Source organism: Deinococcus sp., assembly GCF_018260405.1.
Lineage (GTDB): Bacteria > Deinococcota > Deinococci > Deinococcales > Deinococcaceae > Deinococcus.
The window spans coordinates 1-13,375 of sequence record NZ_JAGLBG010000072.1; the positions used below are offsets into that span (position 1 = coordinate 1).

Annotated in this window: 13 protein-coding genes, 2 tRNA genes, 2 rRNA genes and 1 pseudogene; 9 read left to right on the forward strand and 9 right to left on the reverse strand. The window is 61.9% G+C overall.

Annotated elements, in window-relative coordinates; translation table 11 throughout:
* The 3 genes from QZ269_RS09555 to QZ269_RS09565 form a co-directional block, all read left to right on the forward strand.
* Window positions 1-143 (forward strand): 23S ribosomal RNA (locus QZ269_RS09555); the annotation flags it as partial.
* A 97-nt stretch (window positions 144-240) separates the two neighbouring features.
* Window positions 241-357 (forward strand): 5S ribosomal RNA (gene rrf, locus QZ269_RS09560).
* A gap of 10 nt (window positions 358-367) precedes the next feature.
* Window positions 368-443: transfer RNA gene (locus QZ269_RS09565), tRNA-Gly, on the forward strand.
* 108 nt (window positions 444-551) lie between these two features.
* Here the strand turns inward: QZ269_RS09565 and QZ269_RS09570 are convergent.
* The 5 genes and pseudogenes from QZ269_RS09570 to QZ269_RS09590 form a co-directional block, all read right to left on the reverse strand.
* Window positions 552-650 (reverse strand): annotated as a pseudogene (locus QZ269_RS09570) (IS200/IS605 family transposase); the annotation flags it as partial.
* Between the two features lie 243 nt (window positions 651-893).
* Window positions 894-1,130: a ferredoxin gene (locus QZ269_RS09575; protein ID WP_291426487.1), complete on the reverse strand. Its 237-nt coding sequence runs from the start codon at window positions 1,128-1,130 to the stop codon at window positions 894-896.
* Between the two features lie 159 nt (window positions 1,131-1,289).
* Window positions 1,290-2,072, reverse strand: coding sequence for an NTP transferase domain-containing protein (locus tag QZ269_RS09580; protein WP_291426488.1), 783 nt, complete (start codon window positions 2,070-2,072; stop codon window positions 1,290-1,292).
* A 6-nt stretch (window positions 2,073-2,078) separates the two neighbouring features.
* Window positions 2,079-3,494, reverse strand: coding sequence for a HAMP domain-containing sensor histidine kinase (locus QZ269_RS09585; RefSeq protein WP_291426489.1), 1,416 nt, complete (start codon window positions 3,492-3,494; stop codon window positions 2,079-2,081).
* The gene (locus tag QZ269_RS09590; protein WP_291426490.1) at window positions 3,460-4,122 is read right to left on the reverse strand and encodes a response regulator transcription factor; all 663 of its coding nucleotides are present in this window, start codon (window positions 4,120-4,122) and stop codon (window positions 3,460-3,462) included. Before QZ269_RS09590 ends, QZ269_RS09585 begins: the two co-directional genes overlap by 35 nt.
* 176 nt (window positions 4,123-4,298) lie before the next feature.
* On the opposite strand from QZ269_RS09590, the gene trmH reads away from it, so the two are divergent.
* Window positions 4,299-4,964, forward strand: coding sequence for a tRNA (guanosine(18)-2'-O)-methyltransferase TrmH (gene trmH / locus QZ269_RS09595; RefSeq protein WP_291426491.1), 666 nt, complete (start codon window positions 4,299-4,301; stop codon window positions 4,962-4,964).
* A gap of 340 nt (window positions 4,965-5,304) precedes the next feature.
* On the forward strand, window positions 5,305-6,537 hold the full coding sequence (locus tag QZ269_RS09600; RefSeq protein ID WP_291426492.1) for a 2,3-bisphosphoglycerate-independent phosphoglycerate mutase: 1,233 nt from the start codon (window positions 5,305-5,307) through the stop codon (window positions 6,535-6,537).
* A 79-nt stretch (window positions 6,538-6,616) separates the two neighbouring features.
* Here QZ269_RS09600 and QZ269_RS09605 read toward each other — a convergent pair whose 3' ends face one another.
* The gene (locus QZ269_RS09605) at window positions 6,617-8,023 is read right to left on the reverse strand and encodes a PLP-dependent aminotransferase family protein (RefSeq protein ID WP_291426493.1); all 1,407 of its coding nucleotides are present in this window, start codon (window positions 8,021-8,023) and stop codon (window positions 6,617-6,619) included.
* A gap of 104 nt (window positions 8,024-8,127) precedes the next feature.
* Here QZ269_RS09605 and QZ269_RS09610 point away from each other — a divergent pair, with 104 nt between their 5' ends.
* Window positions 8,128-9,336 (forward strand): benzoate/H(+) symporter BenE family transporter, encoded by a 1,209-nt coding sequence (locus QZ269_RS09610; RefSeq protein WP_291426494.1) that lies wholly within the window; start codon window positions 8,128-8,130, stop codon window positions 9,334-9,336.
* Between the two features lie 91 nt (window positions 9,337-9,427).
* Here the strand turns inward: QZ269_RS09610 and QZ269_RS09615 are convergent, their stop codons facing one another.
* Window positions 9,428-9,679 (reverse strand): hypothetical protein, encoded by a 252-nt coding sequence (locus QZ269_RS09615; RefSeq protein ID WP_291426495.1) that lies wholly within the window; start codon window positions 9,677-9,679, stop codon window positions 9,428-9,430.
* Window positions 9,680-9,993: 314 nt separating this feature from the next.
* Here QZ269_RS09615 and QZ269_RS09620 point away from each other — a divergent pair, with 314 nt between their 5' ends.
* Window positions 9,994-10,383, forward strand: coding sequence for a helix-turn-helix domain-containing protein (locus QZ269_RS09620; protein ID WP_291426496.1), 390 nt, complete (start codon window positions 9,994-9,996; stop codon window positions 10,381-10,383).
* A gap of 122 nt (window positions 10,384-10,505) precedes the next feature.
* Here QZ269_RS09620 and dcd read toward each other — a convergent pair whose 3' ends face one another.
* On the reverse strand, window positions 10,506-11,066 hold the full coding sequence (gene dcd, locus QZ269_RS09625; protein ID WP_291426497.1) for a dCTP deaminase: 561 nt from the start codon (window positions 11,064-11,066) through the stop codon (window positions 10,506-10,508).
* 31 nt (window positions 11,067-11,097) lie between these two features.
* On the opposite strand from dcd, the gene QZ269_RS09630 reads away from it, so the two are divergent.
* Both QZ269_RS09630 and QZ269_RS09635 read left to right on the forward strand, forming a co-directional pair.
* On the forward strand, window positions 11,098-11,841 hold the full coding sequence (locus QZ269_RS09630; protein WP_291426498.1) for a metallophosphoesterase family protein: 744 nt from the start codon (window positions 11,098-11,100) through the stop codon (window positions 11,839-11,841).
* Between the two features lie 70 nt (window positions 11,842-11,911).
* Window positions 11,912-11,986 (forward strand) — tRNA-Ala (locus tag QZ269_RS09635).
* A gap of 217 nt (window positions 11,987-12,203) precedes the next feature.
* Here the strand turns inward: QZ269_RS09635 and QZ269_RS09640 are convergent.
* Complete coding sequence (locus QZ269_RS09640; protein ID WP_291426499.1) at window positions 12,204-13,007, reverse strand: GGDEF domain-containing protein; 804 nt, start codon at window positions 13,005-13,007, stop codon at window positions 12,204-12,206.
* Between the last annotated feature and the right edge of the window lie 368 nt (window positions 13,008-13,375).

The following is a 13,375-nucleotide window of genomic DNA, read 5'->3' on the forward strand; positions in this document are numbered from 1 at the left end:
AAGCGGGAAGCCAGCCCCAAGATGAGATATCCCACTGCATAAGCAGGTAAGACTCCCGGTAGACCACCGGGTTAAGAGGCCAGAAGTGCAAGCACAGCAATGTGCTCAGCTGACTGGTGCTCATCAGTCGAGGTCTTGACCTTTAACCGCTATTATTCAGGGTTGGCCGCCGCAGGCGATCAACCACTCCAACGCTCGTTCACGCTTCCGTCTTGCAACGTTACACATAAATCAAGACACCCCCGTGCCTATAGCACTTTGGAACCACCCCATCCCATGCCGAACTGGGTCGTGAAACAAAGTCGCGCCAATGATACTCGGATGGCAGCATCCCGGAAAAGTCGGTCAGTGCGGGGGTTTTTTTATTGCGGGAGTAGCTCAGCTGGTAGAGCACTACCTTGCCAAGGTAGATGTCGCGAGTTCGAATCTCGTCTCCCGCTCCACACAGAAGTTCTCTCGCCCCTCATCTCGAGGGGCATTTTTAGTACTGATTTAATACTGAACGTCCCTGCACTGAAGGTGTAGGGGGTTGCTTGCGGCTAAACGCGCCTTCAATCCTCTAAAATGAACGCCGAATCGTCGGGATCATTTAGTTTCCGATGATGCTCTGAGTAATCCAGCACCATCTCCTGCATCAAATGCTCCGTACTCTACGGGTCAGACCCCATGCTCCAGAGATGCCGTTCCTAGCTTCACCGCGCCCAACAGGACGTGATATAGGTGGTTCATACAAGTATCTCGTCGCCCATAAGTGGCTGTCGGGGTGCAGTTGCAGTCATCTGAGAAAAGAACCCAGATGACCTCCACCTCCACCAGCAGCTCCTTATCATGATGCAGTCTCCAAGCGGCAGGTACTTACCTACACAGGTAAAGCAGTGAAAGAGACCAGAGATTCAGAGTCCAAAGTGAGCGCGATTCTTCTCGATGTAGCTTTCTTCGCCAGCAGGCACGTCTTCTTCAGGATAAATGGCGCTGACCGGGCAGGCGGGGACACAGGCACCACAATCAATGCACTCGTCCGGGTGGATCAGGAACATTTCGCCAGCGTCGTAGATACATTCGACGGGGCAGACCTCGGTGCAGGCCTGATCTTTGGTGCCAATACAGGGACTGGTAATAACATGCGGCATAAACGACAGTATGCACACGCTGACCAGCGATAGCAAGGGCTACAGCCTGTCATTTTAAAGCGTGCAAAAGCAGCTGTCGGTTGCAGTTGCGCGTATCCGAAGAAAGCGCCCAAAGCCCCCCCTGTAGTTTGTCCGGCGGCGATCACAGAGGGAGAAAGTTCAGCCGGTCGGAGGTGCGAGCTGGGCGACGGCTAATTCTAAGTCAGCCTCTTTATCGACATCTGTACCAACAGCCGCGTGTGGGGTGATCAGAGCCTGTGCAGAAACGCCCACAATATCGGTGATTTTTTGTTCAAGTCCTGCAACGGTGAGACTTCTGGTTAGGAGTTTGAAAAGCGTACTGAAGCCAATGATATGGGCAAGTTTCAAGGGGGCTTTACGGGCAGCCAGGACTTCACGCAGGCGGGGAAGGAATTTTTTGATCAGGCGTGGATCAAGGATGAAGAGGTTTCCGCCTGTGAATGTCCCGTCTTTGAGCTTGACGAAGGTGCGTTTGACGCCGGGGTAGGCCGCCTCACAGTCTTCACGGCGAACCACCGGATAGACAAAACCAGCTGCGATGGGTGCGCTGTCCAGCACGTCCCTGAGCTGTGCGGCGCTGAGGAGAGGGATATCGGCGGTGACCACCAGTACACGCTCGTTGGAGGCCAGGCCCGACTGGGTAATGGCTTCGACTCCCGCTTCAAGGTTACCCAGCAAGCTTCCGTGATCGGTCACGCGCACATTTATAAAAAGCTCAAGCTCGGGGGTGGTCGCCCCGACATAGGCAATGCGCTCAACTCTGCCACTGTCACGTAAGGTGCGCAGAACGTAGGCGGCCATTGGCAGGCCATGAATAGGGATAAGCGGTTTGACGTTGACGCCGTGCGCAGAGGCAAAAGCGTCCCCTGGTTCACCGCCGCCCAGGACGACGGCACTCCAGCGTGTCTCACTTGAATTCATAAGTGCTCAGCCTAGCAGAGGAAGAATCAAGGCAGCCTGAAACCCCTCGCCGGGGGTACTGCTAAGTTCAAGACGGCCCCCATGCAATTCGGCGGCCCGGCGGGCCAGGGCCAGCCCCAGCCCGTGGCCGTCGCCAGTTCGGCTGCTGTCCGGGCGGTAAAAGGCTTCACCCAGCCGGGCGAGCGTAGCGGCAGAAACACCGGGGCCGTCGTCCTGAACGGTCACGCTGGCCGCGCCGGGGCGGGTCTCGACGCGGACGGTGACGGTAGAGTCCGGCGCATGTTTGATGGCGTTCATAGTCAGGTTCCAGATGGCCTGGCCCAGCAGGACGCGGTCACCGGTCACCGTAACTGGTTGCGGGGCCAGCAGGTCCACATCGGCCAGGGGAGCCAGTTCACGGGCACGGTCCACCGCATCGGCGGCCAGCTCGCGCAGGGGAACGGGCGCGTGGGCCATCGAATCTGATTCACGGGCCAGCAGCAGCAGATGGTTGGCCAGGGTAGAGAGCCGGGTGATGTCCTGGCCAATTTCCTTCATCTCGCTGCGGTAGCGTTCCGGCTCACGCTCGCGGCTAAGGGTGGCGTCTACGCGGGCTTGCAGGGCAGCCAGCGGACTGCGCAGATCATGCGCGGCGGCGCGCAAGAAAGCCTGTTCGCGCTCCCGCGAGTCGGCCAGTCGGCCAAAACTGTTTTGCAGGGTCAGGGCCAGTCGGCCCAGTTCGTCGCCGCTCCGGGTGCCCGGTAGTGGGCGGCGCAGGTCCCCACTTTCACCGACCTGCCGCGCCGCACCCTCAAGGGCCTGCACCGGTTGCAACAGGCGTCCAGCGACCAGCCAGCCCAGCAGCAAGGCGAGTAACAGCGCCGCTGGCAAAAGCCAGGTCAGGGCACGGACGAAAGCGGCGCGGGTTTCTTGTAGAGAGCGAATATCGGAAACCACCGTCAAAACCGCCTGCGCCCCCCGAAGCGTCCGGACAGTGATCAACTGATCGCCCAGCTGATACTGTCCCTGGCCCAGCGCCGCCGGGATATCCGTGGGAAAGTGGCGGGTAGCTTGAAACTCGCCGGTCACGGTATTGAGCAAGCGCAGCTCTATGCCGCTACGGTGGCCTCCAGCGTCGGCTATGCGTTCCAGATCGTTGGCCGAGACCGCCACGCTACCTGGCAGCAGATGCTCGGGATCCAGGGGATTGTCAGAGCGGCTGCGAATAAAATTTTCGGCGCGTTCCTGCGCCGTGGCCGAGAGACTGTTGGCCCGCTCCAGCTGAGTGCGCCGCATCAGGCCATTGACCGCAAAGAAAAGCCCGCCTGCCACCAGCAGCACCGCCAGACCCGTCGACAGCGCGGCCCAGAGCGCCAGCCGCGTGCGGAGGGTCAGCCGTACATGCTTCTTAGCGTTCCACACGGTAACCACGGCCACGTTCACTGGTCACTGCTTCAGGGGCGAGCTTACGGCGCAGATAACGAACATACACGTCCACAATGCGCGATTCGCCGCCGAAGGCCGGACCCCAGACACGGTCGAGTAGCTCTTCACGGGTAAACCAGCGCTCGGGAGTGAGGGCCAGGGCTTCGAGCAGGGCGTACTCGCGGCCCGTGACCGCGACCTCCTGCTCGTCCCAAACCACCGTGCGGGCCACGGTATCGATTCGTCCCCGCCCCTCACAGAACATAACCTGTGGGGCGCTTTGCCCCCGCTCACGCCGCGTCAGCGCCCGCAGGTTGGCCAGCAGCTCCGGCATGGCAAACGGCTTGACCATGTAGGCGTCGCCGCCCAGGTCAAGGCCCTCGACGCGGTCTTCAACTTCGCCCCGCGCCGTCAGAAACAGAATCGAGGATTCGACGCCGCTGTCACGTAGTTGCCGCGCGATCTCAAAGCCGTCTATGCCGGGCAGCATCACGTCGAGAATCATCAGGGGATAGTCGCCCAGCATGGCCTGTTCGAGTCCGTCCGTGCCCGTTGCCGCCCAGGTGACCGCGTAACCCGCCTCGCGGAGTGCCCCGATGGTGGGTTCGGCGATGCGGGGATCGTCCTCGACAAACAGTAGCCTCATACGGTGCTCAGTCTAGGCGCAGTGGTTAAGCAGGCGTGAGTGAGGGCCGCAAGGCGACGCCTGTTGTGCATAGACTCAATTGAGTCAGAGTGGCTCTCTGGCCCCCCCCACCCCGGTGAGGCGGTTTTTAGGGCCGGTCCCGCGCCGCAGCCCCCGATCCGCTAACCTGACATGTTATGACGCCTGAACGTTACGCCAAGATTCTCAGGGTGCTAAGCCACCGCCAGCCCACCCTGACCGTGCTGATGGACGAGGTCAATAAGCCCCACAACCTCTCGGCCATCGTGCGGACCTGCGACGCGGTGGGGGTGCTTGAGGCCCACGCGGTTCCGCCCAGCCACGGGACGCTGGCCACCTTCGAGGGCCACACCTACGACGCGACCAGCGGCAGCGCCCACAAATGGGTCGGCGTCCAGAGCCACTCCGACGCCATCAGCGCCGTGCGCGAGTTGCAGGGTAAGGGGTTTCAGGTGCTGGCTACGCACCTCTCGCAGCGCAGCGTGGATTACCGCGAACCCGACTACACCAGGCCCACCTGCGTGCTGCTGGGCGCAGAAAAATGGGGGGTGTCGGACGAGGCCGCCGAGGCCGCCGACCAGAACATCATCATTCCCATGTTCGGCATGGTGCAGAGCCTCAATGTCTCGGTGGCGGCGGCGACCATCCTGTTCGAGGCGCAGCGGCAACGGCTGGCCGCCGGAATGTACGCGCAGCTTCAGCTGACGCCGGAGGAACTGGCACGGCGCGCCTTCGAGTGGGGCTACCCAGACCTGGCCCCGGCCTACCGGGAGCGCGGTGAGGCTTACCCGGCCTTGGACGAGCGGGGGCAGATCGTCAGTTAGGGTCGCGGAACGAGGCGCAGCCTATGCGGGCGCTGAGGCAGGCCAGTTACCGCAACATCCGTATTGTTACTCGTCGCTTGCGCTCGGATTGAACCTAACACTGCCCGGTTCAATTGGCAGCCCGTATGACCCGGTTTAGAGCAGTTCTGCGAATGATGGGCACGTCGCAAAAATACCGCTGCCCCCTTCATGCTACGTCCCGCGCTTTCTTTTTCACTTGTTCCACTCGGCAAAAAGAAGGTCAAAAAAGCACCCTCTTTTTGCAAAATGCTCTAAGCAGTCCCATCTGTACGCACGACGCTGACCCGGACTTGATGAGGCGCGGCGTACACTGTGACCTATGAGTGACCTTCTGGAAACTGTACGCAGCCTCGCCAAGAAGACCGACACCAAGATTGTCCTGGTTGTGCTGGACGGTGTGGGCGGTCTGCCGCTGGAACTGAACGGCGACACCGAACTGGCAAGCGCTATAACGCCCAACCTCGACACGCTGGCCCAGGACAGTCAGCTGGGGCTGGTCGAACTGGTCGGCGCGGGCATTACCCCCGGCTCTGGCCCTGGCCACCTGAGCCTGTTCGGGTACGATCCCCTGAAGTATGTGGTCGGGCGTGGGGCGCTGAGTGCCGTGGGCATCGGCGTCAAGCTGAATACGGGCGACGTCGCTGTGCGCGGCAACTTTGCCACTCTGGGAGCGGGCCGCGTCATCGAAGACCGCCGGGCCGGACGCCCCAGCGACGAAAAAAATGCCGAGATCGTGACCAGGCTCAAGGCCGCTATTCCGGAGATCGGCGGCACCCCGGTCGAGATCTATACCGAGTCCGAGCACCGCTTTGTGGTGGTGTTCCGGGGCCAGCCGGGTGAGCCGCTGGGAGCCAACATCAGCGACGTGGACCCGCAGATCACGGGGGTAGCGCCGCACGTGGCCGCCGCCACCGACCCCGCCAGTGAGAAGACCGCCGCACTCATCAACAGCTTTGTGGCCCGCGCTGAGGTCGCTCTGAAAGACGAGCCGCAGGTCAACGGCGTGCTGTTCCGCGGCTACAGCGACGTGCCGCACTTCCCAAGCTTTGCGGACGTGTACCAGCTCGACGCCGCCTGCATCGCCAGCTACCCGATGTACAAGGGCCTGGCCAGTCTGGTGGGCATGGAGGTGCTGCCGGTCGAGGGCCACGAGGACGCGCTGGACGGCAAAGTCAAGGCGCTACAAGACAACTGGGATAAGTACGACTTCTTCTTCTTTCACGTCAAGAAGACCGACAGCACTGGCGAGGACGGCAACTTTGCCGAAAAGGTGCATAAAGTTGAGATTTTCGACGAGCTGCTGCTCCAGCTTCTGGCGCTCAAGCCCGACGTGCTGGCGATTGTGGGCGACCACAGCACGCCCAGCAAGCTGCTGAGCCACAGCTGGCACCCCGTACCCCTGCTGATCCACGGAGGGCATGGCCGCCGCGACGCCGCCGCCCGCTTTACCGAGGAAGAAGCCCAGAAAGGCACGCTGGGCCTGCGCCGGGGCACCGACGTCATGCCGCTTCTGATGGCGAACGCGCTGAAGCTGAATAAGTACGGCGCCTAAGCTTTTTCAGGCGGCAGGTGGTCTTGACCGAGATGGTCGGGGCTGCCTGCTTTCTTGGGCTGAATTTGCTCCGCCAGTACTATGCCAGCCGCTCTTGCCCAGGCCGCTGCCCGAAATCGTTCCAGGCGGCTTTCAGGCGGCGCACCGCTTCGGGCAGTTGTTCCGGCGGCAGGGTAAAAGGCAGGCGCAGAAACGAATCGGGCAGCTCTCCTACACTCATTGACGCGCCGGGGAACAGCCGCACGCCGTAGCGGGCCGCGTGGTGGGTAAAACTGCTGGCGTGCGGCGTGGGCAACTTGACCCACAGGTACTGCCCACCGCCGGGGAGCGTAAAGGTCCAGTCGGGCAACTGTTCGCGCAGCAGGGCCGCCAGCAGGTCGCGGGCCGGTTGAATACTGGCGCGGCGCCGCTCGCGCAAGCTCGGCAGGTTCTGAAGCAGTTGCAGGCCCAGGTACTGAGTAAGCACGCTTCCACCGAAGTCAGCCAGAGTTTTGGCTTGTACCAGTGCTGGGCGGTAGCTGTGCGGCACCCGCATCCAGCCCACGCGCAGGCCCGCCCAGTACAGCTTGGTCAGTGAGCCGACGTTGATAATCGGCGCTGCCGGGTTAAAAGAGGCCACCCTGGGCAGCGTCTGTCCTTCAAAGGGCAGTTCGGCCAGCGTTTCGTCCTCGATGGTCGGTAGGTTCAGCTCGGTCAGGGCGTGGGCCAGCCGTTGCCGAGCGGCAGGCGGCATGACGGTGCCAGTCGGGTTCTGGAAGGTCGGGGTCAGAAAGGCCAGCCGGGGCATATGCTGCCGCGCCAGCCGCGTGAAATCGCCTGGAGACACACCCTGCTCGCCGACGGCCACCCCCACCAGCCTGGCCCCGGCGGCCCGGAATACGTCTATGGCCCCAAAATAGGTCGGCGTTTCGAGCAGCGCCGTATCTCCCCGGTGCAAAAAGGTGGCAGCCACCAGGGAGATGGCCTGCTGCGCCCCACTGGTGATGATGACCTGTTCCGGCGTGGTCGGCAGCCCGCCGTGGGTGTACTGCTCGGCCAGCAATGCCCGCAGCTCGGGCAGCCCCAGCGGGTGGTAAAGTGACTCCTGAAAGCCGTCCTGCGCGGCGTTTTTTAGCCACGTACGCTGGCAGTCATCAAGCAGCGGCACAGCGATTGTGAAATCCAGTTCACTGGCACTGGCACTCTGAAGGGGCGTTCGCAGGGTCAGGACGCTTGTTTTCCGGGGGGCCGCCGCGCTCACGTGCGTGCCGCTGCCCCGCCTGCGTGTGACCCACTGGTCGGCGGCCAGTTGCTCGTATGCGGCCACCACCGTGCTCCGGCTTAGGCCCAGCAGCTCGGCCAGAACGCGCTCTGCGGGCAGTTGCTCGGCGGGAGCCAGCGCCCCCTGCTCTATGTTGCGGCGAAAAGCCTGGGCCAACCGCATATACAGTGCCCCCTGACCACTTTGCCAGTCGGTTAGCAGGGTCGCCCATCTCACCATGTTCATGTCCGCAGCATACAGTCCAATTTCCGGATGACTGGCCTGAAACAGTCCAATTGACCAGCCATTAGCCCTGTTCAGCAGTCCAATCTTCCTTCAGAGTGCTGTGCATGACGACTGCGCTGCCTACCGGGCCGAAACCGAATTTCTGGCGAGACACGCACCCTAGCGCAGTGCTGAGCGGCTTTATCGCCATTCTGATCGGCTGGGCGGGGCCGAACGTGCTGATCTACAGCGTGCAGCAGGCCGCTCACCTCAGCGAACAGACGGCCATGTCATGGCTGTGGGCAAATGCAGTGCTCTGCGGTCTGGCGAGCATTTTCCTGAGTCTGCGGACCCGGATGCCCGTTCTGGCGACCTGGTCTACTCCTGGCATTGCCCTGATTGTCACGGCGCTGCCCGGCATCCCCTTTCCCGAGGCGGTCGGCGCGTTTTTGCTCTCGGCGGCGCTGGTCATGCTGCTGGGTACGTTTAGCCGCCTGACCGCACTGCTTCAGACCATTCCGACCCATCTGGCAGCGGCGCTGAACGCGGCCATTTTGCTGCCGTTCGGCTTTCATGCCCTGAGTGCCTTGACCAAACAGCCCGTGCTGGTCGGCGTAATGATCGTGGCCTACTTCGTCACGCGGCAGCTGGCCTCGCGCTGGGCCACCGCCGCCGTGCTGGTGGTCGGCGTCGTGGCCAGTGCGGCGGGGGGGCTCTGGCACCCCGCTCCGGTGCCCTTCGCGCTGACCCAGCCCCAGTTCGTGCGCCCCGAGTTCAGCGTGCGGGCCACACTGAATCTGGCGCTGCCGCTCACCCTGCTGGCCTTTACCGGACAGTTCGTGCCCGGTTTCGGCGTGCTCAGGGTCAACGGCTACGAGCCTTCGCCGGGGCTGGTCCTGCGGGCCTGTGGCATGGCCAGTGGGGTGGCCGCCCTGATCGGGTGCCATAACCTCACGCTCGGGGCGCTGGTGGCAAACATCGTCAGCGGGCCGGAGGCGCACCCTGACCCGGCCAGGCGGTACACGGCGGCGGTCTGGGCCGGAATGATCAACATCGCCTTTGGCCTGTTCGCGGGCACGTTCCTGCACCTGATGGGCATTTTGCCCCCCGAGGCGCTAGCGGCTCTGGCCGGGCTGGCCCTGCTGGCTGCCACCGGGGGCAGCTTACAAACCGCCTTCCAGACCCATCCGGGTAGTCTCGCCGCGCCGATCATCATTCTGGTCACCCTGTCGGGCATCACGCCGCTGGGCATCGGGGCCGCTTTCTGGGGCATCATCGCCGGACTGCTCGTTTACGCCGTCGAGAAGCTCAAACGGTCGCCCGCACTGGGCTGAATGCAGAGCAGTTTGCATAAGTATAATATCCGGTCTGCCGTCCCTCTGTTCCGTTCACAACCCGCAACTGCTAGCGGCTTTTCATTTCGCTTTAGCTGGCGTGTTTGCGCTCGGTCTGCCTGACCAGATAGGCGCGGGTGGCGCAAAGCCATTTTTCGGCCAGATCGAAGTGGGGGTGCTGGCGCTGTTGCAGGGCACTCAGACCGTTGTCGAGGTGGCGCTCGATGTGGCGCACGGCCTTCAGCCCGCCCTCGTTCTCAAGTTCGATCAGGGTATTGAGCAAGACCGTGGGGTGGACATAACCGAGGCGGATGCTGTTGGCGATGGTATCGAGGGCACGCATAAGACACTCCTTTCAGCACTGGGCGGTTCAGTGCCCAGCTGGCAGAGACACGAAAAAACTTGTGTGGAAGAACGGATTGCTCCTGCTGATTACGATATTAACAGACCGCAACCGGGCTTGCAAGAACTCGGGTGCCTTATTCTGTATTGACCGTAGCAGAGGGCGGTGTTACACTCCAATCAAGGCTGCTTGATTCTGTTCAGAGGCAAATCTGAATCACGAACCCCCCGGCCCCAGGCGGCACGCCCCTTTAAATTCTGTCGTAGACGGTAAAAAAGTGGTGAGGTCACGCCGCAGCAACAGGAGGTGAATACATGAAACTGCACGAAAGACTCCGCGAACTGCGCAGCGAACGCGGGCTGCGGCTCAAGGATGTAGCGGAAGTGGCTGACATCAGCGTCCCCTACCTCAGTGACCTCGAACGTGGGCGCACCAACCCCAGCCTGGAAACCCTTCAGACGCTGGCGGTTGCCTACCAGATCACCGTTCACGACCTTCTCGAAGGCGTGGAATTCTACGGCGACAGCACCGAGGGTGCCCTGCCCAAGGGCCTGGCCGATCTGGTGGCCGACGCGACGCTCGGGCCGCAGATTACGCCCGACTGGGTGCGTACCCTGTCGCGCATCGAACTGCGTGGCAAACGCCCGCGCGACAAGAACGACTGGTACGAAATCTACCTGCACCTCAAGCGCATTCTGAACTGAATGACGCTCTCAAGTAAAAACCGCTGGCCTCTGCGCTGGCGGTTTTTCACTGCACTGGCGCAGTTCGCATACATAAGGCCACGTTGTTTGTGGCGTCACTATGTAGGACTATGCAAGCTGCTCTAGAGGCGCGGCAGCGTCACGCCGCGCTGGCCCTGATATTTGCCCTGGCGGTCGCCATAGGTGACTTCCGGGCGCTCACCTTCAAAAAAGAGCAGCTGCACGCAGCCCTCGAAGGCGTACATTTTGGCGGGTAGCGGCGTGGTATTGCTAAATTCCAGCGTGACGTGGCCTTCCCAGCCCGGTTCCAGCGGCGTCACGTTGGCGACAATTCCGCAGCGGGCATAGGTCGATTTTCCCAGGGCCACCACCATCACGTTGTCGGGAATGTGCATGTATTCCAGACTGCGGGCCAGCACGAAGGAATTAGGCGGAATGATGATCTCGGTGGCCTGAATATCTACGAAACTGCGTTCATCGAAGTTCTTGGGATCGACCACGGCGCTGTTGACGTTAGTAAAGACCTTCCATTCGTCGGCGCAGCGCAGGTCATAGCCGAAACTGCTCAGGCCGTAGCTGATGACGCTGGCATTCTCGGTGGTGCGGATCAGTCGGTCCTCGAACGGTTCGATCATTCCGGCCTGCGCCAGTTCGCGGATTCGCCAGTCGGGCAAAATGCTCATGGGGGTCATGCTACCGCGCTAGCCTGTGCCTGTGAGACTGGCAGTGATCTCTGATGTGCATGGCAACGCTTTTGCCCTCGAAGCGGTGCTGCGTGAAGTGCGGCGGGCCGCCCCCGACCGGATCGTCAATCTGGGCGATCAAATCGAGGGCAGCGCCGACCCCGCCCGCGCCGCGCAGCTTCAGGCCGAACTGGGGGCCGTGGAGGTACGCGGCAACAACGAGGAGAAACTCTGGCCGGGCGGCAGGCGCACCCCACTTAGTCAGGAAGTCGGGCGCTGGCTCGAAGACCGTGTTCCGGCCCCCCTGCGCGAAAGGCTCGCGGCATTGCCACTGACCACGCGGCTGGAAGACGTGTTTATCTGCCACGGCACGCCGACCAGCGCCTGGGAAAGCCTGCTGTGGGTCTGGCAGCCGGAAGGCGGAGGTGAGGCTGGGGGCGGCTTTTACCGCAGCCGTGACCCGCGTCAGCTGCGCGAGTTGACTGGGCCTCTGGGGGCCGGAGTCGTGCTCTGCGGGCATACTCACCGCCCCGGAGCCACCTTCGTGGGCCAGACGCTGGTGGTCAACTGCGGCTCGGTCAGCGATCAGGTGGATGGTGATCCCCGTGCCCGCTGGACTTTGCTTGAACGCCGCGCCTCCGGGTGGTCGGTCGAGTTCAGGGCGGTGGCTTACGACGTTGAGGCAGCTGTGGCCTGGGCCAGCGCTCGCTCGCCGTTCGGCACCTTCGAGGGCCAGTTGCTGCGCTCGGGCGAGATGACCGGGCGGGGAATGTAGGGGAGCGGCGCACCGGCGCACCCAGGGACTTGTTATTTGCTGGGGGCTTTGCTAAGCTGCCCGGCGCTGAGGGGGCATAGCTCAGCGGGAGAGCATCCGCTTTGCAAGCGGAGGGTCTAGGGTTCGAATCCCTATGCCTCCACCATAAAAGACCGCGCCTGGTGCGCGGTTTTCTATTGTGGAGTGGAGGGGTAGGAAGTGATTCCGGGCAAATTCAGAACCGTAATACGGATTCCGGGTTGCCACTCTACGCCCGGAGTCCGTGTAACAGGGATGGGTTCAATGTGAACGCCGCGCAGGTCTGGCTCGCCAGTGCCTACCTCAGCAGAGTAGTGGCCGAAGGTAGCAGAACAACTAACAATTCAGTCACGACTGGTTTTTTCGGATTTCAGGCGCTCTTCAAGCAGACTCAGTGTCTCGGTCAGGTTTTTGTTTTCACAAACCATGACTGCGGCGCTGGCTGACTCGATCATGGGGCCGCCAGCCCAGAACACGCCACTGACCGCTGCCTGAAGCTGCTCGGCCCGGCCCAGCAGTTCGGCGCGGTTGACGTTGCGCAGACCCACCAAAAAGACCTGGTCTTGCCACCTGCAGATCACGTCCTGTGGCCCGCACAGCTGTACCAGACGCAACGCAAACACCTGCATGAAGTGCTGCACACTGGAGTAACCATAGTGCTCCTGAACGGTCTTGAGGCCCTGGGGAGAGAGCAGCACGATCCCCACACGGCTTGGTCCCAGTTCACGCTGCGCCAGCAGTTCCTTCAACTGGGCCACCCCCGCCGCTCCGGTCAGCAGGCCTGTTTCCTGGTCTCGCTGCACCATTAACTCGGCACGTTTGGCACGGGCCTCGCTTTGCCGAACCCGGCGGCCAAAATAGACCAGGTGATTGATCGCCAGCGCCGCGAAGGCCGTGTAATTCAGGACCTGAAGCCTGAACTCATGCAGGTAGGCGGCCAAGCCAAAAGTAAGCATCAGGGCGACCAGCACATACGCCATGGCCCGCGTGAAGTCGAAAGCAGCCGAGACGAATATAGACAGCAAAATGACCGATAGGTAGGTATCGAAATCGAGGTGATGCGTAAACAACAGACCGTTGAGGAGCAGGGCCCCCAGCCAAAGGCTGACTCCTGGGACGGTCCATTTGGGGATCATTCTGTAACTCATGAGGGGCCTGCGGTAAATGATCAGAACGCAAATGGCTACCGCTGCCCCAAGAAGCTGAATGATGAATTGCGCTCTGTCCTTATGAGCCGTATCTATTGCCCCGAGCACCATGGCGAGAGTGGTGAGGGTAGCCAGGCTGTATGGAGTTGGTTCTTTGACCCGCTCTCTCCAACTGCGTTGCTCCCCGTGCATGCACCCAGGCTAGGATATTCGTGTCACAGCTTTCTTATGCGGACTTGCAAAGCTGCGAAGCAGAGCGGGCTTAGGCGCTTTGCCCCCCCGTAACTGTAGCAGTAGTCCGGAACCTTTTTGACCAAAAAGCAAGTGGGGTCGGTTACGTTGGTGTGTGAAGACTCAACGAACGGCCC

Coding starts and splice junctions, on each gene's coding strand:
- QZ269_RS09575 (WP_291426487.1), bottom strand. CDS start 1,130: ATGCCGCATGTTATTACCAGTCCCTGTATTGGCACCAAAGATCAGGCC.
- QZ269_RS09580 (WP_291426488.1), bottom strand. CDS start 2,072: ATGAATTCAAGTGAGACACGCTGGAGTGCCGTCGTCCTGGGCGGCGGT.
- QZ269_RS09590 (WP_291426490.1), bottom strand. CDS start 4,122: ATGAGGCTACTGTTTGTCGAGGACGATCCCCGCATCGCCGAACCCACC.
- trmH (WP_291426491.1), top strand. CDS start 4,299: ATGACGCCTGAACGTTACGCCAAGATTCTCAGGGTGCTAAGCCACCGC.
- QZ269_RS09600 (WP_291426492.1), top strand. CDS start 5,305: ATGAGTGACCTTCTGGAAACTGTACGCAGCCTCGCCAAGAAGACCGAC.
- QZ269_RS09605 (WP_291426493.1), bottom strand. CDS start 8,023: ATGAACATGGTGAGATGGGCGACCCTGCTAACCGACTGGCAAAGTGGT.
- QZ269_RS09610 (WP_291426494.1), top strand. CDS start 8,128: ATGACGACTGCGCTGCCTACCGGGCCGAAACCGAATTTCTGGCGAGAC.
- QZ269_RS09615 (WP_291426495.1), bottom strand. CDS start 9,679: ATGCGTGCCCTCGATACCATCGCCAACAGCATCCGCCTCGGTTATGTC.
- QZ269_RS09620 (WP_291426496.1), top strand. CDS start 9,994: ATGAAACTGCACGAAAGACTCCGCGAACTGCGCAGCGAACGCGGGCTG.
- dcd (WP_291426497.1), bottom strand. CDS start 11,066: ATGAGCATTTTGCCCGACTGGCGAATCCGCGAACTGGCGCAGGCCGGA.
- QZ269_RS09640 (WP_291426499.1), bottom strand. CDS start 13,007: ATGAGTTACAGAATGATCCCCAAATGGACCGTCCCAGGAGTCAGCCTT.